A 21,985-nucleotide genomic window follows, 5' to 3' on the forward strand; every position below is an offset into this window, starting at 1 on the left:
TAGATTGATGCCCGTTGGTAACTGTCGGCTTGGAAAAGGAATGACGGTCTCGTTATGGGTGCTGATATGCATGCCCGGCTCCTGCCGGGTGCCCGGGCAGGAGGAGCAGTGCCCCCGGCAAGCTCCGACGCCGCCGGCATGCAGCTGACCACCGATCCTCCCCGCCCTGCCGCCGCCCTTGCCGGACCGCTTCGGACACCACCAGCTGATGGGGGTCCGGCCATGACTGACCTTCGGGCTGCAGCGCCGGACGTGCTGCCGGCGGAGTCCTTCATCTTTCCCAGTTTCACGACCAGGCGCCCCTACAGCAGGGCAGCCCAAACCCGAAGCGCGGCCGTTGTCTGGAACCGGCGATACTCACTGATCCTCACGGTCACCGATGCCCTAGTGGTTTTCGTGGCGGCCCTCTCCGGACACCTCGTCTGGTTCGGCCTGGCACCGGCCCCGCTCCGGATCGGGTCCTTCACCACCACCTATCTTGTGGTGTCCGTGGTGGTGGGGTGTGCCTGGATGCTGGCCCTCCATGTCTACCGCAGCCGGGATCCGAGGATCATCGGCATCGGCACCGACGAATACAAGCGCGTGGTCAACGCCAGCGTCGTCCTGCTGGGGGGCCTTGCCCTTGCCTCAGTGGTCTTCCAGTTCAACGTGTCCAGGGGGTACTTCGGGCTCGTTCTGCCCGCCGGGGTCGGCGGTTTGATCTGCTCCCGCTGGCTGCTGCGCCAGTGGCTGCAGGGGCAGCGGAAGCGCGGACGCTACCTCTCCAAGGTCGTGGTCCTGGGGCGACCGAGGGACGTCCGGTACGTGGTGCACCAGATCAATGCCAAGTCCCGCGCGGCCTATCAGGTGGTGGGCGTGGTCCTTACCGGCAAACGGCGCGGCTGGCTTGACGTGGACGGCGCCCGACTGCCGGTGGTGTCGGATGAAGATACGGTTGTCGATGCCGTGGCCAGGCTGCAGGCGGACGCCGTGGTGGTCGCCGGTCCGACCAAAGGCGGAAGCCGTTACGTCCAGGAACTCGGCTGGCAGCTGGAGGAATCATCCACCCAGCTCATCCTGACCACCGGACTGACCAACGTCGCCGGCCCGCGGATCCACTCCCGCCCCGTGGAGGGCCTGCCGCTGATGCACGTGGAACTGCCGCAGTACACCGGAGGCAAACACGTTCTGAAGCGGGCCCTGGACATCGTTCTCTCCGGTGCCGCACTGCTGGTCCTCCTTCCCGTCTTCCTGGTCCTTGCCGTGCTGGTCCGCCGGGATAGCCCGGGCCCGGCCATTTTCCGGCAGGAGCGGGTAGGCCGCGGCGGAAAAGTCTTCGAGATGCTCAAATTCCGCTCCATGGTGCAGACCGCCGAGGATGACCTGGCCGGCCTTTTGGACCGGAACGAGGGGTCGGGGGTGCTGTTCAAAATGCAGCTCGACCCGCGCGTCACCCGCGTGGGGCGCTGGATGCGCAAATACTCCCTCGATGAACTCCCGCAGCTGTGGAACGTTTTCCTCGGCCATATGTCCCTGGTCGGCCCGCGCCCTCCGCTGCCCCGTGAAGTAGCCCAATACGGCAACCGGGTGCACCGCCGTCTGTACATCAAGCCCGGACTCACAGGTATGTGGCAGATCAACGGGCGATCGGAACTCAACTGGAAAGACGGCGTCCGGCTGGACCTGTACTACGTCGAAAACTGGTCGCTTGCCGGCGACCTCATCATTCTCTGGCGCACGGTGCAGATGCTGCGCCGGCCAGTGGGCGCTTACTAGCCCTTTCCCTCCGGCTTCGGCTGGTCTCCCCAATAAGAAAGCGGAAACCATGAAATCTCTCGTAACCGGAGCCGGCGGATTTATCGGCGGCCACCTCGTAGCACGGTTGATCAGTGAAGGCCACGAGGTGCGGGCCGTCGACTGCAAGCCGCTGGACCAGTGGTACCAGGTCCACGGCGGCGCCGAAAACATCCAGGGCGACTGCTCCCTGCTGGAAACCGCCCGGGACGTCACCCGCGGAGTGCAGCACGTGTACAACCTAGCTGCGGACATGGGCGGCATGGGATTCATCGAAAACAACAAGGCGCTGTGCATGCTGACGGTCCTGACGAGCACCCACATGCTGGTGGCGGCGCGCGACGCCGGCGTGGAGCGTTTCTTCTACAGCAGCTCGGCGTGTGTCTACGCGGCGGATCATCAGACAACCACCGATGTTGTCGCGTTGAAGGAAGAAGACGCCTACCCGGCCCAGCCGGAGGACGGCTATGGCTGGGAAAAGCTGTTCACCGAACGGATGTGCAGGCATTTCCAGGAAGACTACGGGCTGCAAACGAGGGTTGCCCGGTTCCACAACGTGTACGGGCCCGAAGGTACCTGGGACGGCGGCCGGGAGAAAGCGCCGGCGGCGCTCTGCCGGAAATTTGCCCACGCCTCCCTGACCGGCGACTTGGACCTGGAGATCTGGGGAGACGGCGAACAGACCCGAAGCTTTATGTACATCGACGACTGTGTGCGGGGCATCCTCGACATCATGAACGGCGACTCCGCCGAACCCGTGAACCTCGGGTCCGCGGAGCTGGTCTCCATCAACCAGATGGCAGACCTATTGGAGCAGATCTCCGGAACGGTCGTAAACCGGAAGTACAAGCTCGACGCTCCCCAGGGCGTTCGCGGCCGCAACAGCGACAACACCCTGTTCCGTGCGACCTACGGATGGGAACCGTCGATTTCACTGCACGACGGACTGGAGCAGACGTATGCCTGGATCCAGGACCAGGTAAAAGCGCAAAGGGGCAGGAATGCATATCCAGCTGCATGACTTTTCCGGCCACCCGTTCCAGGCCGAGCTGTCCCGCGAGCTGGCTACCCGGGGGCACACCGTGGACCACGTGTACTCGGCCCAGTACTCCAGCGGGAAGGGGACACTGGAACGCACCCCGGCTGATCCCCGGCAGCTGCGATTCACGCCGCTGACTGCGGATCAGCCGTTCCAGAAGTACAGTGCCGTGGGCCGGCTTCGGTTTGAACGCGCCTATGCGGCCGCGTGGCTGGCGCACGTCGAGAGCTCAGAGCCGGACTGCGTTGTGGCCTGCAACGTCCCGCTGTTCGCGCTCGGAATTTTCCAACGGACCGCAGCCCGGCGGAGGCAGCCGTGGCTGCTCTGGCACCAGGATCTCTTCAGCAACGCCATTTCCGAAGAGCTCAGCCGCCGCCTGCCCGGGCCCGCAGCTGCTGCGGGCCGGGCGCTGGTCCGGCGGCTGGAAGCCGGTGTCGTGCGCAGCGCCACCCAGGTCGTGGCGATCGGGGAAGAGTTCCGCCAGGCGTATCGGCTCTGGGGCGTCGGAACCGAACATGTCACCGTCATCCCGAACTGGGCCCCGATCGGTGAAATCGTGCCCCGGCCGCGCGAGAACGCGTGGGCGGCCGAACATCTTCCCGACGGAGACGAACTGCGCCTGCTTTACGCCGGGACCCTTGGCCGCAAGCACAATCCGCTGCTGTTGTCGGGTCTGCTCCGCTCGGCCATCGACGCCGGCCTGCCTGCCCGTCTGATCGTTGCATCCGAAGGGGAAGGTATCGACATGCTAAGGGAGGACCTCGAGAGGCACCCCGGGCTGCCCGTAACCCTGCTGCCGTTCCAACCGGCGGCGGAGCTTCCGGACATGCTTGGCGCGGCGGATGTGCTGGTGACCGTCCTGGAGCCGGGTGCCTCCAGGTTCTCCATACCGAGCAAGGTGCTGAGTTCCCTCGCAGCCGGGCGTCCGGTGCTGGGACTCATGCCCGGGGACAATCCCGCTGCGGGGGATATCAAGGCAGCCGACGGCTTCGTCGGGCCGCCTACGGAGTTCGGTATTGCCGGAGCTGTTGGATGGCTGCGCATGCTTCAGCGAAATCCGGACGCGGCAGACGCCGCGGGACGCAGGGGCCGGGACCTGGCCGAGAGCCGCTTCGGAATCGGCCCGATCGCTGATCGGTTCGAAGCGGTCATCGGCCGTGCCGCAGCCTCCGGACAGAGTTCGTCCGGAACACCTGTGTCCGCTCAGCGGCCGGCAGGACCGCCGCCGGAAGGGGCGGAAGGTCCGCGTCCCCGGCCGGCGCATGCTGCCTCGGGACCGCGCGGACGAAAGGCCTCCTGATGCTTCGGGAGAACAGGGAACAGCAGGGGGTCCGGAAGGACACGGAAGGGGAGGAGAGCCCGACAGCGAACCGGCGCCGTCGTCCGCCTGTCATCGACCTCTCACGTGCCCCCGGATCCGGCGAGGCTTGGGGCCGGCCCCGTGCGGTCGTCTACCTGTGGTCCGCCTGCGAGCTGGTCTTTGTCACCAACCCGTGGCAGATCAGCTCACGACTGCGTGTGGCTGTGCTGCGTGCCTTTGGCGCCGAGATCGGAGCCGGGGTGATCTTCCGGCCACGGACTCGGGTGAAGTCACCGTGGAAACTGCATATCGGCGACCGCACGTGGATCGGTGAAGGGGTCTGGTTCCACAACCAGGACCACGTCCATGTCGGCGCCGACGTCGTGATTTCCCAGGAGACCTTCCTGACCACCGGCAGCCACCGTGCACGGACGGACATGGGACTGGTCACCAGTCCCATCCGCATAGGTGATGGAGCGTGGATCACGTCGCGCTGCATGGTGCTGGGAGGAACCAGCATCGGGGAGTCGGCCCTCATCCAGCCCATGACCGTGGTCAAGGGGACCGTCGGGCCCAACCGCGTGTACGGGCGCGAAGCGCAGCCCGGCGAACTGGGGTCCCGGTTCCCTGACGCACGGGAAACCGGGAACAGTGCCGCCGGTCCCGCACCCGCACGGGACGGCCGGCCATGACCATCGGGCGGGCGGAGTCAGGAGGCGGGCACGAGGTTGCCGATCTCTTCCTTGAGGAGCGGGAAAACCTTCGAGGCAAGGTAGGCGTGGCCCTCGTCCGTGGGATGGATTCCGTCCGCACCAATCAGTCCGTCGCCCGCGTCCACAAACCAGCCTTCCGCGAGCGCATCGATGTAGCGCAGGTTTTCATCAGCGGCGGCCCTGGCCATGGCTGCGTTGTTCGCCGAAATGAAGTCCGGAACGTTGGCATCCACCCAGACCGGTCCGATGACCACCACCTTCGTCTGCGGAGCAATGTCCCGGATATCCGAATACAGCGCACGGGCCGCTTCATACATCGCTTCCTCGGTCTGCACGCCGTCGTTCCGGCTGCCGAAGACCATGACAATGTCTGCTGTGCTCCGGAGCCGGAGAGTGGCGGCTTCCCGGAACACCAGGCCGCTGCTGCCGCGCGTGATGTACCCGGAACCGGGCTGCGCGATCACATTCACCTCCACCTGGGCATCTTCGTCGTTGAAGCGCGTTCCCACGAGCCTGGTCCAGTTCGCTTCATCGCGTCCGCCCTCCGCCGACCCCGCCACGTAGGAGTCGCCGAGGATGTCGATCTGCGGGACCTGCTGCCCCAGGGCGTCGGGCCGGGAGTCCGTGGACCGCGGCTCATTGCCGGCACCGGCCGACTCCGACAGTGCATAGAGCGTTATCCATCCGGCAGCCAGGAGGAGGAGTGCGAAGCCAATAATCCTGGGCCACCGGTGGCGGCTCAGGAAAGGAGTCCGGCGATCATCGCGGCGTGTAGACATTCATAAATAATAACTGAACCGGTCCCATAATAAATGCCCGCGCAATCGAAGACAATTACCTGCTTTAGGGGGGAAAGTACGTGGATAAAATACCTGTATCCGTATTGGTGCAAACAAAAAACGAGGAAAATGGAATATCCCAGTGCCTGGCGGAACTTTATGATTTCGACGAGGTTATCGTCGTCGATTCCAACAGCACCGACCGGACCGCGCAACTGGCGAAGGAAGCCGGCGCGACAGTGGTCAACTTCACCTGGGACGGAAAATTTCCGCAGAAAAAACAGTGGCAGCTGGAAAACGTCCCGGTCCGTAACGAGTGGCTGCTCATGCTGGACGCGGATGAAGCTCCCACCCCCGAATTGGCCCGGGAACTGCGGCATATTGCCGCAGACCCGGAGGAAACCCGAGTGGCGTTCGACCTGCCGGTTGCCTACTATTTTGCCGGCACCGCGCTGCGGCACGGACACCGCGTGGTTAAGCGGGCCTTCCTGCGCCGGGGGAGAAACGCATTCCCGGACATAGACCTCCTGCATCTGCCCGGCATGGGTGAAGTGGAAGCCCATTACCAGCCGGTACCCGACGGACCGGTGGGACGGACCTCGGGCAAGCTCATTCATAATGACACCGATCCCGTACGGACGTGGTTCGAGCGCCACAACCGCTATTCCGACTGGGAGGCCTATATCCGGGTAAGTCCGGAAACAAGGGACAGCGTCAGGGAAGCGAAAAGCGGCCAGGGGCGGCGCTTTGATGCTGTTCCGTTGAAACCTCTTGTCTTTTTCCTCTACAGCTACGTCCTGCGCCGGGGGTTCCTGGACGGCCGCGCAGGTTTCGATTATGCGCTGGCCCTCTCCACCTATTACTGGCAGATCGGGCTCAAGAGCCGGGAACTGCGCCGTTTCCAGTCCGTAGGCCAGGCAACGGCTCCCGTGGCAGGACCCCGCACCGGTTTGGGTCGGCCCCGTGGATAGCCTGCCGGGACAACCGGAAACAACGGGCAACCCGGTCGGATCCACAGGAACGCTGCGGGTACTCCAGCTCGGCGGGCTGGCCGGTCCCGGCGTTGCGGCGGGCGGCGTCTGGGCCGTGGCCCGAATGCAGTGCGCCGCCCTGGCCGACAGAGGAAACTCCGTTGAACTGATTGGCGGGTGGCTGGGCCGCGTTCCGCGGGACGGAATGCCAACGGCTGCGGGGAAGGGGACGGCAGTGCGTCCCCGACGGCGGCGGGAGGCGCCGGAAGACGGGCTGCGCGCCCGGTACTTCCGCGTGCGCCGCCCGTTTCCCGGGGCGCGGCTCCGGGGGCTCGTCAGCCTCCGGTTGCCGCGGAAGGTAGCCGCATCGGCAGCAGCCGCCGACATTGTGCAGGTGCACCTCTGCCGCGACTTCATCACCACTGTCTCCACTCTGCTGCTGAGCCGCGGGAGCACACCCGTGGTCGCCCAGTCCCATGGAATGCTCGGGCCGCGGACGTCCTTTCCGGTACGGATCTTCGACGCAGCTGTCACCCGCCGGCTGGTGCGCATCCCGCATCTCTGGCTGACTCTGACCGCAGCCGAAGAGGACGGCCTGCAGCAGCTGGGTGTGGAAGCGGCTCGGATGCGCCGGGTGGTCAACGCGGCACCCGCATCCGCATCCGAGTGGGCCGACCCCGAAGAAGCCGTTTTCCTGTTCGCCGCACGGCTGGCGGCAAGGAAACAGCCGTTGGTCTTTGTCCGTGCGGCCCTTGCGGCGCTGGACGCCGGACTGGACGCCCGTTTTGTCATTGCCGGACCGGACCAGGGCGAAGCGGCAGGAGTGCGCGAACTTATCGCGGCGTCCCGGCATGCCGGACACTTTGATGTGCCCGGCGAGCTCTCCCCGGAGGAAATGCAGGCGGCACTGGCCACTTGCACCGCCTACGTCCTTCCGGCGTTGAACGAACCGTATCCAATGTCCGTCATTGAGGCCGCGGCCGTCGGAACGCCAATGATCGTGACCACCGAATGCGGCCTTTCTGCCGATCTTGATGCCGCAGATGCTGCGGTGCTGGCCGAACCGTCAACGGACGCGTTCTGCGAGGCCATGCTCAAGCTCGCTGCAGATCCGCATCGGCGGACGGAGCTGGGGGCAAATGCCCGGCGGCTGCACCGCCGGGCATGGTCCGCCGAAGCCCTCGCTCGGGATCTGTGCACCCATTACGCCGAGGCCATCCGTTCCGCCGGGCTGACGGGAGGCCGGTCATGAGCCTCCGTCTGGTCCCGCCGGAGGCTGTCTCGGGTGCACACCGTGCGGACACCCGTTTCGGTGTCCGGACCGCCGTCGCCCTGGTGGCATTCCTGCTGTTCGCCGTGGTCCTCCCGCTGGAGGTGCGCGGCGCCAGCGCGGTCTTTTTCACGCCGGCCGACTTCCTGATCCGCTACACGGTGGCCCTGTACGCCGCCGCCCGGCTTGCCGCCCTCCTATGGCAGGCCGAAATCCGCCCCGTGGCAGGAGTGTTCTGGATCTTTGTCTATACCGGCATGGGACTGGCGCCGCTGGCGCAGTTGACGACCGGACGGACCACAGCCCTTGCCATCCAAGTGAATGAGGACCTGCTGACGCTGGCCAGTCTCCTCACGCTGCTGGGTTGCCTGTGTTTCGACCTTGGCTACCACGTCAGGCAACGCCGGCGCGGCACCCGGGAGCCGCGGTTTCGTACCCTTCGCAGCATGGACGTGCTGCGGGTCTTCTCCGTTGCCGCCATTGTCGCGGCCGTCATCTACATCATCCAGGTGGGCGGATTGTCGGTGTTCTTCCTGAGCCGGCAGGAAACCAGCGAGGCACTGGATGAAATCAGCCCGGACAGCGGACAAGCGCTGCGCGCCATCATTTCGGCAGCCGGTTCAGTCACCTGCCTCACCGCGCTCATCTTCTACCTGCACCTCTGGCGTACCAGGGACCGGGCACCGGCTGCCGTGGACGGTGTCCTGTTCTCCGTCCTGGTGGTCATGAACGTCATCGTCAACAATCCCATTTCCAACTCCCGCTATTGGACGCTGGCGGTGCTGTTCGGCTTGGTGCTGCCGCTGATCCGCGGACGGAAAGGACTTTTCAACACGGCCGTGATCGGTGGCGTGCTGGCTTCGATCATTGTCTTCCCGTTGTCGGACATTACCCGGAGGGCAGCCGGAACCGGGACTGTGGTGCAGGTTGATTCCGTCTGGAGCACCATCGCCACCAAGGACTATGACCAGTTCACGATGCTCGCCAACACCCTCAGCTATACCCAGGATCACGGGCTGACCTGGGGGAACCAGGCACTGGGACCGCTGCTGTTCTGGGTTCCCCGGGTCGCCTGGCCCAACAAACCGTTGGATACCGGCGTCGAAGTTGGTCTGTGGATGAACAGCACCAACGTCAACCTGTCGGCGCCGCTCTGGGCAGAAGCCTGGATCAACTTCGGCCTGTTCGGGTTGATCCTGGTGTTCGTCCTGCTGGGACTGTTGGCCCGGCGGCTGGACCGGGGCTTCCGTGCCGAGATCCTCAGCAAGGGTGCCGTCGGCTACCTCGGCATTTCGATTTTCGCGGGATATCTCTTCATCCTTCTGCGCGGGTCACTGCTCCAGTCCATGGGACGGCTGATGATCCTGGCGCTTTCCATAGCAATCCTCACGGCGGCGACAAACCGCCGAGAAAGGCTGGAACAATGAGCCGGATCCTTCCCCAGTCCTCCGCCCGGCCTGCCTTCCGGGAATCGTTTCATCAGCTGAAGCAGGCGCAAAAGGCCAGGAAAGGTGTTCCGCTGTACCTGCTGTACGTGAACCGCCCGGCAGGGCGCGCCGTGGCGGCAGCACTGCGCCATAGCCGGTTCACTCCCAACCACGTCACGGCGGCGGGCGCGGTACTGACTTATGGTTCGCTGCTCTGGCTGGCCTTCGGCGCCGGGCCGACACCTGCCTCCGCCGCCGTGGGAATCCTGCTGGCACTGGGCTACGTCCTGGACTCGGCGGACGGGCAGCTGGCCCGGCTGCAGGGAACCAGCTCAGCCTTCGGGGAATGGCTTGACCATGTCCTCGACAACGGACGGATCGCGGTGATGCACTTTGCCGCCTTTTGCTTCCTGGCGCGCACCACCTCCGTGGACCATCTGCTGCTTGCCGCGGGCTGCGGTCTTTTCCTGGTGGCCAGTTCGGGGATCTTTTTCGGCGGGGCGCTACTGGACCAGCTGCGCCGAAATGCCCGGCCAAGGCCGCCGGTGCCCGACGGAGACCGGCAGGCGGGGACGCCGACCGCACCGATTGCGGAGACCGCGGCGGCCCGCGGCCGCGCCGACGAGGAGCGGAACCGACGGCAGCTGCTGCGTTCTGTGGTGACCCTGCCAGTGGACTATGGCCTGACCTGCCTATCCTTCCTGCTGCTGCCTTGGCCCCAGCTGTTCCTGGCGGCCTACCTGTTGCTGGCCTGCGCCCACGTGCTGATGTGCCTGGCATTCCTGCCGAAGTGGCGCTCCGAGTTGATGGCGCTGGGTTAGGTGGGAGGGTTCCGCCGGGTTATTACCTTTGCAGACCAGGGCGTTTCAAGCATTTCCAATTTCGTGGCAGTGGCCGTCGCCGCCAATGTCGCAACCGCACACGAATTCGGGCAGTTTTCCCTCGCCTATGCCGGGCTGCTGCTGTTTCTCGGAGGACAGCGTGCGCTGGCCGGGGAAACGCTGCTGGTCCGTTACTCCCGCACTGGACAGCTGACACCGGCCGTCGCTTCCGCCGGCCTGGGCGCGGCGGTGCTTGTCGCCGGCCCGGCCGCCATACTGCTGCTGGCCGGCGCGGTCCTTGCCGGCCCGGACGACGCCTTTCTGTGGTTGGTCATGGCGGCGGTGTCGCCCTTTGTCCTGCTTCAGGACAACGTCCGCTATCTGTTTATCTGCCAGGGCAGGCCGGGAAGAGCCTTGTTGATTGACGGCGTCTGGGCGGCCGGATCCATCACCGCCATGGTGCTGACCGCGGGAAGCGGCGGCCGGCTCGAAATTGTGCTCCTGTGGTGGGGGGCCGGCGCCGCCGCTGCCATGCTGCTTGGACTTCTCCTGAGCCGCAGCCGCCCGGCTCCCGTTGCAGGCGCCCGCTGGCTTTGGCTGAACCGGGACTCCGCCTTCCGTTACCTGGCGGAATTCGCCACCTTGAACGCGTCCTCTTTTGCCGTGCTGTATTTCCTGGTCTTCCCGCTGGGGGCCGCGGGCGTAGGTGCACTGCGTGCCGCTCAGCTGCTCTTTTCGCCGCTGAACACCGTGTTCAGCGCGATTAAGACGGCGGTCATCCCTGAACTGGTGCGTACCCGGGGCACACCGGCGTTCCGCAGCCGGCTGCGCGAGACAGCGGGCATAGTGCTGCTCCTCGCCCTGGGCTGGGGAGCGGCCGTGCTGCTGCTGCCGACGTCCGTGGGGGAGCTGGTGCTGGGGGAGACCTGGCACAACGCCGCGGAGCTGCGCTGGCCGTACGCTGCACAATACCTGGCGATGGTGCCCTATACGGTGCTCCTGGCCTATTTCCGGGCAAGCCAAGCCAACCGGCTTTCCACGATGATGCGCGGTGTGCTTGCTGCGCTGACTCTTGTCCTGCCGCTGAGCCTGGCGGTCACGGGGTCATCCGCGGCATCGGCGTGGGGCTTCGCTGCGGCGGCCGGTGCGGCAGCACTCTCCGGCCTGCTCGCCGTCCGGCACACCCGGCGCCGCCGCGGTACGACGGCGCCGGCGGTCCTGGAATCCATGGACTAACCTAGCGGATGCCCTCCGGACGGACTGGCCAGTGGTGATTCCCTGCGGGACAAGAATCAGGCAGAACCTGCTCCGCTGCTTAGCGGCTGTCCCTTACCCAGGGTGCGGCTGCGCTCGGTGTCACGGATGATCGCGGCTTCGGCTTCGGCAACCGGTGAGGCTGGTCCGCCGTCGTTGTCCTTCAGCACCGACAGAGGCGCCACGCCGTAATCGGCCAGGTAGGCAGAGTTGGCATCCGGGCCGTTGCGGGGAATCCGGTTGAGGACCACGCCCACGACATTGGCGTGGACGAGGCTGAGCTGTTCCACTGCCTTGGTCAGGTTGTGCTGGCTGACCCGGGTGGCGCCGACAACGAGGAGCAGGCTGTCGGCGTGGCGGGTCAGGATGGCTGCATCCGCAACCGGCAGGACCGGCGGAGCGTCGAAGATGATCATGTCGTACTCCGACTCCAGCTCCACAATCAGTTTCTCCATGGCAGCCGAGCCGAGCAGTTCAGTGGGATTGGGCGGCAACGGACCGGATGTCAGGACAGACAGTCCGCCTGAACCCCAGCGCTGAGTGGCTTCGGCCAGAGTGGTGCGGCCAATAAGGACGGTGGTCAGGCCGACGCCGCCCTCGAGGCCGGTGGCTGCCGCAACCGAGGGAAGCCGGAGGTCAGCGTCGACGAGGATGACTTTCTGCCCGCTGAGGGCGATGCTGAGGGCCAGGTTCAACGCTACGGTGCTCTTGCCTTCCGCAGCCTGCGAGGACGTGATCACCAGGGACTTCATTTGCTGGCTAACGGCGGCAAACTCCAGGTTGGTCCGCAGCTGGCGGAAGGCATCGGTGCCGGCACCCCCGAGGACCACCGGGCTGGAGGTGTGTCGCGGTGATTCGGTGATCCCGCCCAGCAGCGGCAGGGTGGTGGATTTACGAACATCGGATTCCGTGCGCACATGCCGGTCCAGCACATGGCGGAGAATCGCCACCACCAGGCCGAGGGCAAGCCCGTACAGCAGCCCGAGGGCCAGGTTCAGCGGTGTTTTCGGGCTGGAGGCAGCCGTGGGCGGCTGCGCGGTGTCCACCGAGGTCAGGCGTACGGGGGAGGGAAGGCCGTTCGTGGGGCGTTCGAGGTCCGCCACGGACGAGATCAGGCTGGCTACGACGCCGTTGGCGATGTCCGCGGCCCGTTGGGCGGAGGAGTCAACTGCTTCGATTTCGATGATCACCGTGTTGCGGGAGGTGGATGCCTTGACCCTCGACGCGAGTTCCTGGGCGGATATGTCCAGTTCGAGGCTGTCGATGACCGGATCCAGGACCTGGGGCTTACTCACCAGGTCAACGTAGGACTGCACGCGGGCGAGGGCGAAGACGCTGCCTTGCTGCAGTTCAGCGGACGTTTCCACGTTCTGCGTAGACACGAAAAGGCTGCTGGCCGCGGTATATGTTTTGGGCATCAGGACCGACACTGCAGCGGCGGTGATGAGTCCGATCAGTGCAAATGAGACTATGAGCATCCAATTCCGGCGCAGGATCAGTATTTGTTCGCGCATATCCATTGGTTACCCCTTCCCTTGGATAGGCAGGTGGGTTTGCAGGAAAACGTTGTGCGTATGAGTCATGAACGGAACCACGAATAGCACTGGGTGGATTCCACCCGTGCGGCGTCCGCTCCGATGCTCAGCGGAGCGGCCCCGTCGTACGTGCCGATCAGGTCCCCTGAGGCGGCGTAGACAGTGACGGTGCATCCCTCGGGTGCTCCGTACGCCCGATATGTGCCAACGGCAATCGACGGCGATTCCGCGTGCGGGTCCGGGTTTCCGACGGAGAAGACTCCGTCCGGAAACCCGAGTCCTGCTGCGTCCAGATCGGGCTGCAGCTCAGGGCACAGCGAGGCAATGGCGTCCGCGGTATCCGCCCCGGGATTCATGATGAGCTCACTGAGCACGGATTCCGGGTCCACGGCCTTGGCACTCACCAGCTGGTCGCAGCGCTCCTGTCCTATCTGCAGCACGGCGTTGGGATCTGTTCCTGCCGGCACCTTGTTCTCCAGGAACTGCTGCTCGGGTGCGGCGAACGTGGGTTCCGGCGCCGGCTGGGGTGACTGGACAACGGCTTCCGGTGCCTGGCTCTCGCCCGTCTGCCCGGACCCGCCGGTGGGTTCCGGCGCCGGAGCAGACGGCTCTTTACCCGTACCTGGACGCTGGGACTGTGACGCTTTGGCAGACGGACTGGACGTTGACCCGGCTTCCGTGCCGGGTTCCTGCTGGGAGCTGCAACTAGCTGCGGCTCCCAGCAGCGGCATCAGAAGGAGAACCACGGCCGTTCGCTTGAGACCTGTTTTCATGAGGCGCTTTCTGTCGGTTGGAGGAATACTGCGGCACCGGTGCCGGGCCGGACCCGGCATCCGGCACTGGCATCGGGTTCAGGCGGCTACGGAGCAAAGACGAGCGTCAGTACCGGCCGTCGGGTGGAGGGCGCTTCGCGGGTGTAGAACCAGGCGTTGTCCGTCCCGACGCCGGTGATCCCGAGGTCCACGGTTCCCGACAGCATCGAGGAAATCGCGGCAGTGTCCAGGGGGACGGTGTACGCCGTGTTGGTTGCGGTGGGGGAGAGGGTGCCCAGGGCCGTACCACCCAGGGCGGGACGGCTGTTGTAGGTGGTGGCCGCCTCGGACCATGCTCCCGACACTGCCTGGACGGCGTGCTGGTCAGTGGAATTACTGAACGTTTCAGAAGTGGTGTAGACCCTCAGGGTGGCCGACACCAGGCGCAGCCCGGCGGGAACCTCCGGGGCGAAGCGCAGATAGGACTGGTAGGCCTGGGTGCCGCGGGAAGCCATGGAGATGGCGCTTCCATTGGCCGCATTGGGGGAGCCCTGGTTGACGTAGGTGTCGGCGGTCGGCGTCAGGGACAGTGTCACCGGTTCGGCCGGCGGCCCCGCGACCGTCGCACTGACCTCGGCAGACGGCGGTCCTGTATTGCCGGCCGCATCGATGGCCAGCAGGCGGTAGTAATACGTGCCGGGCGCCAAATCCGTGTCCGTGTAGGACAGCGCGGAACCGGCAGTCGTGGCCAATAGGTTTGCGGCGGAGGGCTCAAACCCGGAGGTTGCGGACCGGTGGACCCGGTAGCCGGTGACCGCGACATTGTCGCTGGCCGCGTTCCAGGCAAGTGCGGCGGTTGTCCCGGTGACGGTGGCCTCGGCTCCCGTCACGCTGCCCGGAGCAGTGGTGTCCGGGGCGGGGGTGACGGGAGCAACGGTTCCACCGCCGGCAACGAAATGCCGGGCGACCTGCTCCGCGGTCAGCGCCGTGGGATAGGCAGAGAAGTCATCGATGGAGCCGGCCAGATAGCCGCTCGTGGGACGGCTCGGCCAGAGGGGGCTGAGGGTGTCTCCACCCACACGCCAGGAACCGGTGTAGGTCTGCGGTGCGGACGCGGGACTGCTCCCGACGGCCGCGCCGTCCACATAAAGGGTGAAGCCGGAGCCGGTCTGGGTGGCGACGGCGTGGTGCCAGGCGTTGTCATTGTAGGCACCGGCGGTGCTTACCGTGACGGGCTGATTCCCGGCGTCGAGCACCCCGTAGACCAACGTTCCGGCCGTGGTCATGTAGAGCCGGCGGTCAACCGTACCGCTGGAGTTGCGGTCGAGTCGGCGGTTGGGCTGGCCGGAGGCAAAGGCGAAGATTTCGCCTCCGCGGACGGTATCGGTCCTGAACCATGCTTCGGTGCTGTAGGTGCCGGGCGCGGGATACCGCTGCTGGCCGGAGACCTGGTCATCCACCCCGTCAAACACTGCCGCGGTACCGGGGGAAACCGCCCCGCCGGTGCCCGCCAAGGCTGGTCCGCCGTAGGGGATGCCCCTGCTGTTCCCGGGGGAGCTGTCCGCCGCAGTGGTCGCCGTACTGTCGTCCAGCCGCCAGTATGTGGTGGCCCCGTCGCCCAGGACGGCAGCCGGGTAAGGCTGCGTGGAAGCAGCGGTGGTAACGGATACCTGGCCGGAGAGAGCGCTGGTATTGGTACCGTCGCTGGCCCGGACCCGGTACGTGTACGCCGTTCCGGGTGTCGCCGTCCGGTCGGTGAAGGAGAGCTGCGGAGTGTTGAACCACGTGGAGTTTCCCGCGACCGTACCCAGGGCGGTGGAACTGCCGTTGCGGTAAATGCTGTAGGTGAGGGATGAATCGTCGTTGTCCACGCTCTGCGTCCAGCGGATCTGGTTTTGTCCGGCGGCCAGGCTGACGGCACTCACGTTTGCCGGGGTTCCGGGTGCGGCAGAGGCAGGGCCGGGACCAAAGCGTGTCAGGCCCTGCTGGGAGGCGCCGTTGGTGGTGGTGAATTCACCGCCCACCCACAGGACGTCTCCGCTGCCCGTGGAGGTGGTCGCGAGCGCCCTCGGGCCGAGGCCTTCGCCCGTACCGTCGTTTGTGTCCGGACTCCATCCCAGGAACGGATACGGATTATCGATGTCCTGGGCCGAAAGGTGCCGGCGGTTACCGTCGGCAAAGCCATTCATTCCGGAGCAGTCATGCACATGGTGCCCGGAATACAGCACGTCCTTGTAGGGCAGTACCGCCTGGGTGGCACCCTGGCAGGTGTCCTTCCAGATCTGCTCGAAGTTCCCGCCCAGGGCCAGGCGGGCCCGTCCGTCGAAGGACCGTGACCCCAGGCCCTCGCCGGCGACGTAGAAGCTGGTTCCGTCGCTGGTGATGTCCTTGAGTACCGCAGTGGCCGGAATGTAGCCTGCCGCCGGGTAGGTGCGGACATTTGCTCCCGTGCTGTTGTCCACTACCGCCATCGCCCGGGATTCAGCGCCGTTGACCGTGCTGAAATCTCCCCCGAGGAGCACCACGTTCCTGCCGTCGGGAACATCGACCGCCCGGCCGACTCCGTCGGCGGCGGGCGCCCAGGGAAGGAGTCCCCCTGTGGTGCCGACGGCGGCGAACCGGCTCCGGGCGCTGCCGCCGACGGACGTGAAGTCTCCGGCGATATAGACGGCTCCCGCGGTGGCTGCGATCGAGCGGACGGTGCTGTTCACTGTCCCGGGGGTGAAGCGGGTATCCACTGTGCAGTCCGGGAGGTTTATTGCCGCCAGCCGGTTTGCCGCGACGCCGTTCACGGTGGTGAAGCTGCCGCCGACGTAGAGTTTCCGGCCGTCCGGTGAAACGTCCATGGCCCGCACCGTGGTGCCTGTCCCCCCGGTAAACGACAGTGCGCAGGTGGTGGGGGACCCTGTGTAGGCATCAAAGGCGGCAAAGTTCACTGCAGAACGGGATTGGCCGCTGCCGGCGGCGGTGCCCGGCGGGCGGACCTGGGTAAACGTCCCGCCGACGTACATGACGCCGTTGGCCTCGGCCATGGTCCAGGCGATTCCGTTGGTTTGCCAGGTGGGGAGTGCGACCGCCGAGAAGGCGACACCGGGCGACAGCGCCGACGCCGGAGCGGCAAGGCCGACCAGAGTGGCCAGGGCCAGTCCCGCGGCGGAACATAAAGCTGCAATTCTCTTCTTCACGGCGTACCGCCTCATGAGCTGGGACGGGCCAGCGGCCCGGAAACTGGACGAAAGCGTATCCGCGGCTGATTGCTTGTCCCACGGTGGCGCTTACTCGATTAGTCGGCCCAAGTACCCAGACGTCCTGTACCGCTACGCATGTTTTTCAGGGTGCTACGCGAATCCGGCGGATTCGCTTTACCGCTTCCCGCGCTGCGTCCAAGCTGGGCTCGGCATGTAGTGGACAAGGAAGAGAGGTGGCGCCAAATGGCAATACGGATCGGTTATGCCTCGGGCGTTTATGACCTCTTCCATATCGGGCATCTGAACCTGCTGAAACATGCCCGCAGCCAGTGCGACTACTTGATCGCCGGCGTGGCCTCGGTGGAGATGACGAGGCGGTTGAAGGGGACTACTCCGGTGGTTCCGCTGGCGGAGCGGCTGGAGATTGTGCGCAGCATCCGTTTCGTTGATGACGTGGTCATTGATGACCATTTGAACAAGGCGGACACCTGGCGGGAAGTCGGGTTCAATGTCTTCTTCAAAGGGGACGACTGGCGGGGCACCGAGAAGGGTGACCGGCTGGAACGGGACATGGCAGGCATCGGAGTGGAAGTGGTCTATTTCCCGTACACGGCCTCCACCTCCTCGACCGTGCTGCGCCGGGCCTTGACGCTCCTCGACGGTGGCCGGCCTGAGGGCTCCGCCCTGAACGCATGAAACCTCCTTACCCGGCGGCGTCGGGGACCCCGCGCTCCGGCGCCGGACTGACCCGCCGCGAGCTGCTCACGCTCGGTGCCGCCGGACTGGTCCTGACGGCGTGCGACACACGGGCCGCCGGCAGTGAAGCAGGTCCGTCTGAGGACGCCGGGCCGGCTCCGGTCCACACCGTGGATTCCATGCTCGCCTCGGCTCCCTTCCTCGTGGCGCACCGCGGGTCCTGGGACAACTGGCCCGAACATACGATGGCTGCCTACCGGAACTCCGCAGCTGCCGGAGCGGTGGCCCTGGAAGTCTCCGTCTGCGCCACCTCCGACGGGCAACTCGTCTGCCACCATGATCTGACCACCGAACGCACCACCGGCCAGCGGCTGGTCATCAAGGATTCGACGTACGCCCAGCTGGCCGAACTCCAGGTCGATGCCCGCGCATGGTTGGGGCCGCAGGCGGCCCTTGAGAGGATCCCGCTCCTGAAGGACGTCCTCGATTCTTTCGCTTCCAGCCATGTGTTGTTCATTGAAGATAAACAGGGGACCAACGCGCAGGCCGTGCTGGATCTCATGGACAGCTACCCGGACTCAAAGGACCACCTGATCTGGAAACAGTCTGCCCAGGCGGGACAGATCGACGCCGTCTCCCGGCGCGGATATGCCAGCTGGGGCTATTTCACGGCGGAGCAGTTGGACCTGGTGCCGGAGCTTGGCGGCCGGTTCACTTATCTGGGAGTTCACCATTCGGCCACGGACGAGCAGTTGTCCGCCGTGGTGGCGACCGGAAAACCCGTCATTTGCTGGGAGGTCCATACCCGCGAGCTGCGGGACAGGCTCCTGGGACTGGGAGCTGCGGGACTGATGTGTGCAAACCTTCCCTATCTGGCCGCCGATGATCCGCTGGCCACCGAGGACAGCTTCGAGAACGGACTGCGCGCACCGGGAGACCTTCCGTGGAATGTCGGCCAAGGCTGGGAATTCCAGCCGCAGCTGAAGGCACCTGAAAAGTCCCTCCTGATGGCGGCACCGGCTAACAGCAGCTACCGGATGGGGTCCATGGGTCCGGTCCGCCGCGAGGTGTACAGCATCCGGTTTGATATGCGCTGGCCGGACACGTTGCCCATGGACAATACGGTCCACGCCGGGCTGGCATTCGGACAGGATGACGACCGCGCTTATCGGGTACTCATTCCCAGCGATGTAGGCGGCTACCATTTGGTCATTCGCCCGACGGGGGAAATGACGCTCCTGCTGCGCAAGCCCGGCGAAACCGGCGGACTCCGCCTGAATTCGATGGAAACGGCGCCGGCCCGCGCCGGTGAATGGATGAGCTTCAAGGTCGATATTGCACCGGACAGCATCCGGTATTCACGCCTGGACGGTGCCGGATGGGCAGGGATCGCCGGGGACCGCAGGTTCCGCGGCGGGTACTTCAGCCTGTCCCGGAACTATTCGGACGACTTCCCGGTGGAGTTCCGCGCCGTGAAAGTCACCTAGCGGCGCGTCCCGGCAGCCGTTTTCCCGCCGCGGGATTTGAGGCGGCGGCGACGCTGCCGCCGGTATTTCCATGCCCGGCGCGAGGCCGTTGCAACTGCCGCCCCGAGCAGGGCGCCGGAGGCATTGAGCAGGACGTCCTGCACAGTGCCGCGGCGCTCGGGGAGGACCAGCCCCTGGACAACTTCGACGCCGGCGGACAACCCGGTGCACATCAGGAACGCCACCCACCACAGCCTTTCGGGCAGCAGCGCGGCTGCCAGAATGCCCAGCGGGAGAAACAGCAGCACATTGGCGAAGGACTCGATGACCGCGTAGTCCACCCACTCGGGAAGCCCCCGGCCCCTCAGCGCGCGCACGGACCGCAGCAGGGTCCCGTAGTACGGCCGGTCCACCGGTGCAGGCCAGAACAGGACCACCGCCATTCCCGCCAGGACGAGTCCCGACGCTGACCAGAGGAGGACGCGCGCCAAGGGAGACCGCCGGTTATTCACCGACGGTCTCCCTGGCTGCCCGGACGGGGATTATCTGCGTCCCAGCTGATTGTGGTTGGCCACCTGGGCCGGCGAGAGTGCGGACGGGTAAACGGCGAACTCGTCAATGGCCCCGTTGAAATGGCGGCTGGCCGGTGTGCTGGGCCAGTTCGTTGAGAGCGAGTCTCCGGCAATCCGCCAGGACCCGATGCTTGACTCGTTGACACTGACCGTATTGGAGGCAACCCTGACGCCGTCCACGTAGAGCACCATCCCCCCGGCGCCCTGGGTGGCCACGACGTGATGCCAGGCGTTGTCGTTGTAACTGGCTGCCGACGTGATGACTTTCGGGCTGCCGGCGGACCAGGTGCCAAACACCAGCCTGCCTTCATTGGTCATATAGACATGACGGTCGTATTTACTGCTGTAACCGGCATAGGTTCCGTTGCGCCTGGGCTGTCCGTTTCCGAAGCCGAAGATTTTTCCGCCGCTGGTGGTGCTGGTGCGGATCCAGGCCTCGGCACTGTAGACCGACGGGGCGGTTATCCGCTGGGGCGCGAATATAAGGTCATCGGTGCCGTCGAACACCGCCGCCCGGTTGCTGTCATTGGCCAGGGCGCCGGCACTTTCTCCGATCCTCGGCCCGCCGTAGGGCAGCCCCATCCGGTTACCGGTGGACGAATCGGCGGCGGCGGCGAATGAGTCACCCAGCCGCCAGTACGTCGTTGCCCCGTCTGCCCGCACTGCTGCCGGATAGGCGGCTGCCAAGGAAGCCGTGGTGATCTGCACCTGTGCGGACAGCGGCCCGGTATGTCCGTTGGGGTCGGTTGCCCGTACCCGGTACGTGTACGCAGTCCCAGGCACGGCGGTGGTGTCGGTGAAGGACCCCTGGGGAAGATCCCACCAGCGGGAAGACACCTTGACGGTTCCGAGCGCCGTGGACGACCCGTTGCGGTAAATGCTGTAGGTCAGTTCCGAGTCGTCGGGGTCCGAAGCAGCCTGCCAGCGGACAGTGTTCTGGCCGGCGGCGCGGGACTCTCCGCTGAGGAACTGCGGTGTCCCCGGCCCCGCGTTTCCGGGGCCGGGGCCGAACCGCGTCAGGCTTTGCTGGGATCCTCCGTTGACCGTGGTGAATTCCCCGCCGGCCCAGAGGACGTCGTTTGCCCCGGCGGTGGTGTGTGCCAGGGCCCGCGGCCCGAGTCCTTCGCCCTGCCCGTCGTTGGTGATCGGATTCCACTGCAGCATGGGGGAGGGGGTGTCGATGTCCTGAGCACTCAGGTGCACGCGGACGCCGTCGGTGAACGCGTTCATGCTGGAACAGTCGTGTGCGTGGTGCGCGGAGTACAGGGTTCTGCCGTAGATGGATACCGCCTGGGTGGCACCGAGGCAGGTGTCACGCCAGACCTGGTTGTAGGTGGTCAGGTCCAGCCGGATGCGCCCGTCAAAGACGCCGCCGCCGGTGCCCTCATTGCCGACGTAGAAGTTCGTCCCGTCCGAATCTATGGATTTCACGGAGGAGGTCCGCGGGATGAAGAAGTTCGGGTAGGTGCGGACATTGCCGCCGGCGCTGTTGTCCAGGACAGCCAGCGCCTTGGAATCGGCGCCGTTCATGGTGAGGAAGTCCCCGCCGGCAATCACCACGTTCCGTCCGGCCGGGGCGTTCAGTGCACGTACCGGCTGGTCCGCTGCGGGCGCCCACGGCAGCAGCGAACCGGTGGTGCTCACCGCGGCCAGCCTGCCGCGGGACGCCGTGCCCACCGTCCTGAAGTCCCCGCCGAAATAGACGGCAGATCCGGTGGCCTCGATGGCCCGGACAGTGGAACTGACCGTGGGTGGTTTGAAAGCGGTGTTGACGGTGCAGGAGGGAAGATTGATGGCTGCAATCCGGGTGGTGCTCACGCCGTTGACGGCCCCGAAGCTGCCTCCGATGTACAGCGTCCTGCCATCCGGTGAAACGTCCAGTGCCCGGACCGTTGCGCTGCCCCCGGTGACCGAGAGGGAACAGCCGGCCGGGTTCCCGGTGTAGGCATCGAAAGCGGCGAAGTTGACCGCACTGACGGATCCGGCTCCGCCTGCTGCGGTGCCCGGCGGACGGATGGCCGTGAACGTACCGCCGGCATAAACCACGCCGTTGGCCTGGGCCAGTGCCCACACGATCCCGTTGGTTTGCCAGGTGGGCAAGTTCGTCGCGGAAAAGGCGACACCGGGTGAGATGGCTGCGGCCGGCGGGGCCAGCCCGATCAGGGTGCCGGCGGCGAGTAAGGCTCCGGTAAGTAATGCAATGAGTTTTCTGCGCACGATAATCAGACCCCTGGCTCGTGTTCCCCCGGTACGCCTCATCGAGGCGCTTTCCCCATGACGCCCGCTGCAGGACGTTTCCCCTTAGGAAGCTAGCCGTCGCCTCTGCGTCCGGTAATGCGTACAGGTACGCGCTTTCTTGGTGCTGCCTACGTAGTGGTCCCGGAAGGTGGTCCCCGGAGCCGTCGTGCGGGAGCGCGTGCCGGGATGAG

Annotated in this window: 17 protein-coding genes; 11 read left to right on the forward strand and 6 right to left on the reverse strand. The window is 65.7% G+C overall.

Annotated features, from left to right (window positions below; genetic code table 11):
• Nucleotides 1-54 precede the first annotated feature (54 nt).
• Genes AC5RT8_RS06885 through AC5RT8_RS06900 form a run of 4 tightly spaced genes read left to right on the forward strand, consistent with a single transcriptional unit; the run spans nucleotide 55 to nucleotide 4,804 of the window.
• Nucleotides 55-1,755, forward strand: a complete 1,701-nt coding sequence (locus AC5RT8_RS06885) for a sugar transferase (protein WP_494094963.1) — start codon at nucleotides 55-57, stop codon at nucleotides 1,753-1,755.
• A gap of 49 nt (nucleotides 1,756-1,804) precedes the next feature.
• Complete coding sequence (locus tag AC5RT8_RS06890) at nucleotides 1,805-2,794, forward strand: NAD-dependent epimerase/dehydratase family protein (RefSeq protein WP_494094964.1); 990 nt, start codon at nucleotides 1,805-1,807, stop codon at nucleotides 2,792-2,794.
• On the forward strand, nucleotides 2,775-4,112 hold the full coding sequence (locus tag AC5RT8_RS06895; RefSeq protein ID WP_494094965.1) for a glycosyltransferase family 4 protein: 1,338 nt from the start codon (nucleotides 2,775-2,777) through the stop codon (nucleotides 4,110-4,112). Before AC5RT8_RS06890 ends, AC5RT8_RS06895 begins: the two co-directional genes overlap by 20 nt.
• Nucleotides 4,112-4,804: an LbetaH domain-containing protein gene (locus AC5RT8_RS06900; RefSeq protein WP_494094966.1), complete on the forward strand. Its 693-nt coding sequence runs from the start codon at nucleotides 4,112-4,114 to the stop codon at nucleotides 4,802-4,804. The genes AC5RT8_RS06895 and AC5RT8_RS06900 overlap by 1 nt, the downstream gene beginning before the upstream one ends.
• A gap of 17 nt (nucleotides 4,805-4,821) precedes the next feature.
• On the opposite strand, the gene AC5RT8_RS06905 is transcribed toward AC5RT8_RS06900, so the two are convergent.
• Complete coding sequence (locus AC5RT8_RS06905) at nucleotides 4,822-5,604, reverse strand: SGNH/GDSL hydrolase family protein (RefSeq protein WP_494094967.1); 783 nt, start codon at nucleotides 5,602-5,604, stop codon at nucleotides 4,822-4,824.
• 107 nt (nucleotides 5,605-5,711) lie between these two features.
• Between AC5RT8_RS06905 and AC5RT8_RS06910 the strand changes: the two genes are divergently transcribed.
• The 5 genes from AC5RT8_RS06910 (at nucleotide 5,712) to AC5RT8_RS06930 (ending at nucleotide 11,329) form a co-directional block, all read left to right on the forward strand.
• Nucleotides 5,712-6,575, forward strand: coding sequence for a glycosyltransferase family 2 protein (locus tag AC5RT8_RS06910; RefSeq protein ID WP_494095192.1), 864 nt, complete (start codon nucleotides 5,712-5,714; stop codon nucleotides 6,573-6,575).
• Entirely contained in the window at nucleotides 6,568-7,827 is a 1,260-nt protein-coding gene (locus AC5RT8_RS06915; protein ID WP_494094968.1) for a glycosyltransferase family 4 protein, read from the forward strand. The genes AC5RT8_RS06910 and AC5RT8_RS06915 overlap by 8 nt, the downstream gene beginning before the upstream one ends.
• Nucleotides 7,824-9,272, forward strand: coding sequence for an O-antigen polymerase (locus tag AC5RT8_RS06920; protein ID WP_494094969.1), 1,449 nt, complete (start codon nucleotides 7,824-7,826; stop codon nucleotides 9,270-9,272). Before AC5RT8_RS06915 ends, AC5RT8_RS06920 begins: the two co-directional genes overlap by 4 nt.
• Complete coding sequence (locus tag AC5RT8_RS06925; RefSeq protein WP_494094970.1) at nucleotides 9,269-10,093, forward strand: CDP-alcohol phosphatidyltransferase family protein; 825 nt, start codon at nucleotides 9,269-9,271, stop codon at nucleotides 10,091-10,093. The genes AC5RT8_RS06920 and AC5RT8_RS06925 overlap by 4 nt, the downstream gene beginning before the upstream one ends.
• A 63-nt stretch (nucleotides 10,094-10,156) precedes the next feature.
• Nucleotides 10,157-11,329: an MATE family efflux transporter gene (locus AC5RT8_RS06930; protein WP_494094971.1), complete on the forward strand. Its 1,173-nt coding sequence runs from the start codon at nucleotides 10,157-10,159 to the stop codon at nucleotides 11,327-11,329.
• 56 nt (nucleotides 11,330-11,385) lie between these two features.
• On the opposite strand, the gene AC5RT8_RS06935 is transcribed toward AC5RT8_RS06930, so the two are convergent.
• The 3 genes from AC5RT8_RS06935 to AC5RT8_RS06945 form a co-directional block, all read right to left on the reverse strand.
• Nucleotides 11,386-12,861: a tyrosine-protein kinase domain-containing protein gene (locus AC5RT8_RS06935; protein ID WP_494094972.1), complete on the reverse strand. Its 1,476-nt coding sequence runs from the start codon at nucleotides 12,859-12,861 to the stop codon at nucleotides 11,386-11,388.
• A gap of 65 nt (nucleotides 12,862-12,926) precedes the next feature.
• Nucleotides 12,927-13,655: a hypothetical protein gene (locus AC5RT8_RS06940; protein ID WP_494094973.1), complete on the reverse strand. Its 729-nt coding sequence runs from the start codon at nucleotides 13,653-13,655 to the stop codon at nucleotides 12,927-12,929.
• An 86-nt stretch (nucleotides 13,656-13,741) separates the two neighbouring features.
• On the reverse strand, nucleotides 13,742-16,819 hold the full coding sequence (locus AC5RT8_RS06945) for a CBM96 family carbohydrate-binding protein (RefSeq protein ID WP_494094974.1): 3,078 nt from the start codon (nucleotides 16,817-16,819) through the stop codon (nucleotides 13,742-13,744).
• Nucleotides 16,820-17,065: 246 nt separating this feature from the next.
• On the opposite strand from AC5RT8_RS06945, the gene AC5RT8_RS06950 reads away from it, so the two are divergent.
• Together AC5RT8_RS06950 and AC5RT8_RS06955 are read left to right on the forward strand one after the other, a co-directional pair.
• Nucleotides 17,066-17,518 carry an FAD synthase family protein gene (locus AC5RT8_RS06950; RefSeq protein WP_494094975.1) on the forward strand — a complete coding sequence of 151 codons (453 nt, stop codon included), beginning with the start codon at nucleotides 17,066-17,068 and terminating at the stop codon, nucleotides 17,516-17,518.
• Nucleotides 17,515-19,005 (forward strand): glycerophosphodiester phosphodiesterase, encoded by a 1,491-nt coding sequence (locus AC5RT8_RS06955; protein ID WP_494094976.1) that lies wholly within the window; start codon nucleotides 17,515-17,517, stop codon nucleotides 19,003-19,005. Before AC5RT8_RS06950 ends, AC5RT8_RS06955 begins: the two co-directional genes overlap by 4 nt.
• Here AC5RT8_RS06955 and AC5RT8_RS06960 read toward each other — a convergent pair.
• Both AC5RT8_RS06960 and AC5RT8_RS06965 read right to left on the reverse strand, forming a co-directional pair.
• Nucleotides 19,002-19,475 carry a VanZ family protein gene (locus AC5RT8_RS06960; RefSeq protein WP_494094977.1) on the reverse strand — a complete coding sequence of 158 codons (474 nt, stop codon included), beginning with the start codon at nucleotides 19,473-19,475 and terminating at the stop codon, nucleotides 19,002-19,004. The two genes, AC5RT8_RS06955 and AC5RT8_RS06960, sit on opposite strands and share 4 nt — an antisense overlap.
• Before the next feature lie 51 nt (nucleotides 19,476-19,526).
• Nucleotides 19,527-21,773 (reverse strand): LamG-like jellyroll fold domain-containing protein, encoded by a 2,247-nt coding sequence (locus AC5RT8_RS06965; RefSeq protein ID WP_494094978.1) that lies wholly within the window; start codon nucleotides 21,771-21,773, stop codon nucleotides 19,527-19,529.
• Nucleotides 21,774-21,985 lie beyond the last annotated feature (212 nt).

It is taken from the genome of Arthrobacter sp. Ms25 (assembly GCF_059090365.1).

Excerpts from the sequence above, each read along its gene's own strand:
- AC5RT8_RS06920 (WP_494094969.1), top strand. The coding sequence starts at position 7,824 with ATGAGCCTCCGTCTGGTCCCGCCGGAGGCTGTCTCGGGTGCACACCGT.
- AC5RT8_RS06925 (WP_494094970.1), top strand. The coding sequence starts at position 9,269 with ATGAGCCGGATCCTTCCCCAGTCCTCCGCCCGGCCTGCCTTCCGGGAA.
- AC5RT8_RS06885 (WP_494094963.1), top strand. The coding sequence starts at position 55 with ATGGGTGCTGATATGCATGCCCGGCTCCTGCCGGGTGCCCGGGCAGGA.
- AC5RT8_RS06890 (WP_494094964.1), top strand. The coding sequence starts at position 1,805 with ATGAAATCTCTCGTAACCGGAGCCGGCGGATTTATCGGCGGCCACCTC.
- AC5RT8_RS06935 (WP_494094972.1), bottom strand. The coding sequence starts at position 12,861 with ATGCGCGAACAAATACTGATCCTGCGCCGGAATTGGATGCTCATAGTC.
- AC5RT8_RS06900 (WP_494094966.1), top strand. The coding sequence starts at position 4,112 with ATGCTTCGGGAGAACAGGGAACAGCAGGGGGTCCGGAAGGACACGGAA.
- AC5RT8_RS06895 (WP_494094965.1), top strand. The coding sequence starts at position 2,775 with ATGCATATCCAGCTGCATGACTTTTCCGGCCACCCGTTCCAGGCCGAG.
- AC5RT8_RS06955 (WP_494094976.1), top strand. The coding sequence starts at position 17,515 with ATGAAACCTCCTTACCCGGCGGCGTCGGGGACCCCGCGCTCCGGCGCC.
- AC5RT8_RS06905 (WP_494094967.1), bottom strand. The coding sequence starts at position 5,604 with ATGTCTACACGCCGCGATGATCGCCGGACTCCTTTCCTGAGCCGCCAC.
- AC5RT8_RS06950 (WP_494094975.1), top strand. The coding sequence starts at position 17,066 with ATGGCAATACGGATCGGTTATGCCTCGGGCGTTTATGACCTCTTCCAT.
- AC5RT8_RS06940 (WP_494094973.1), bottom strand. The coding sequence starts at position 13,655 with ATGAAAACAGGTCTCAAGCGAACGGCCGTGGTTCTCCTTCTGATGCCG.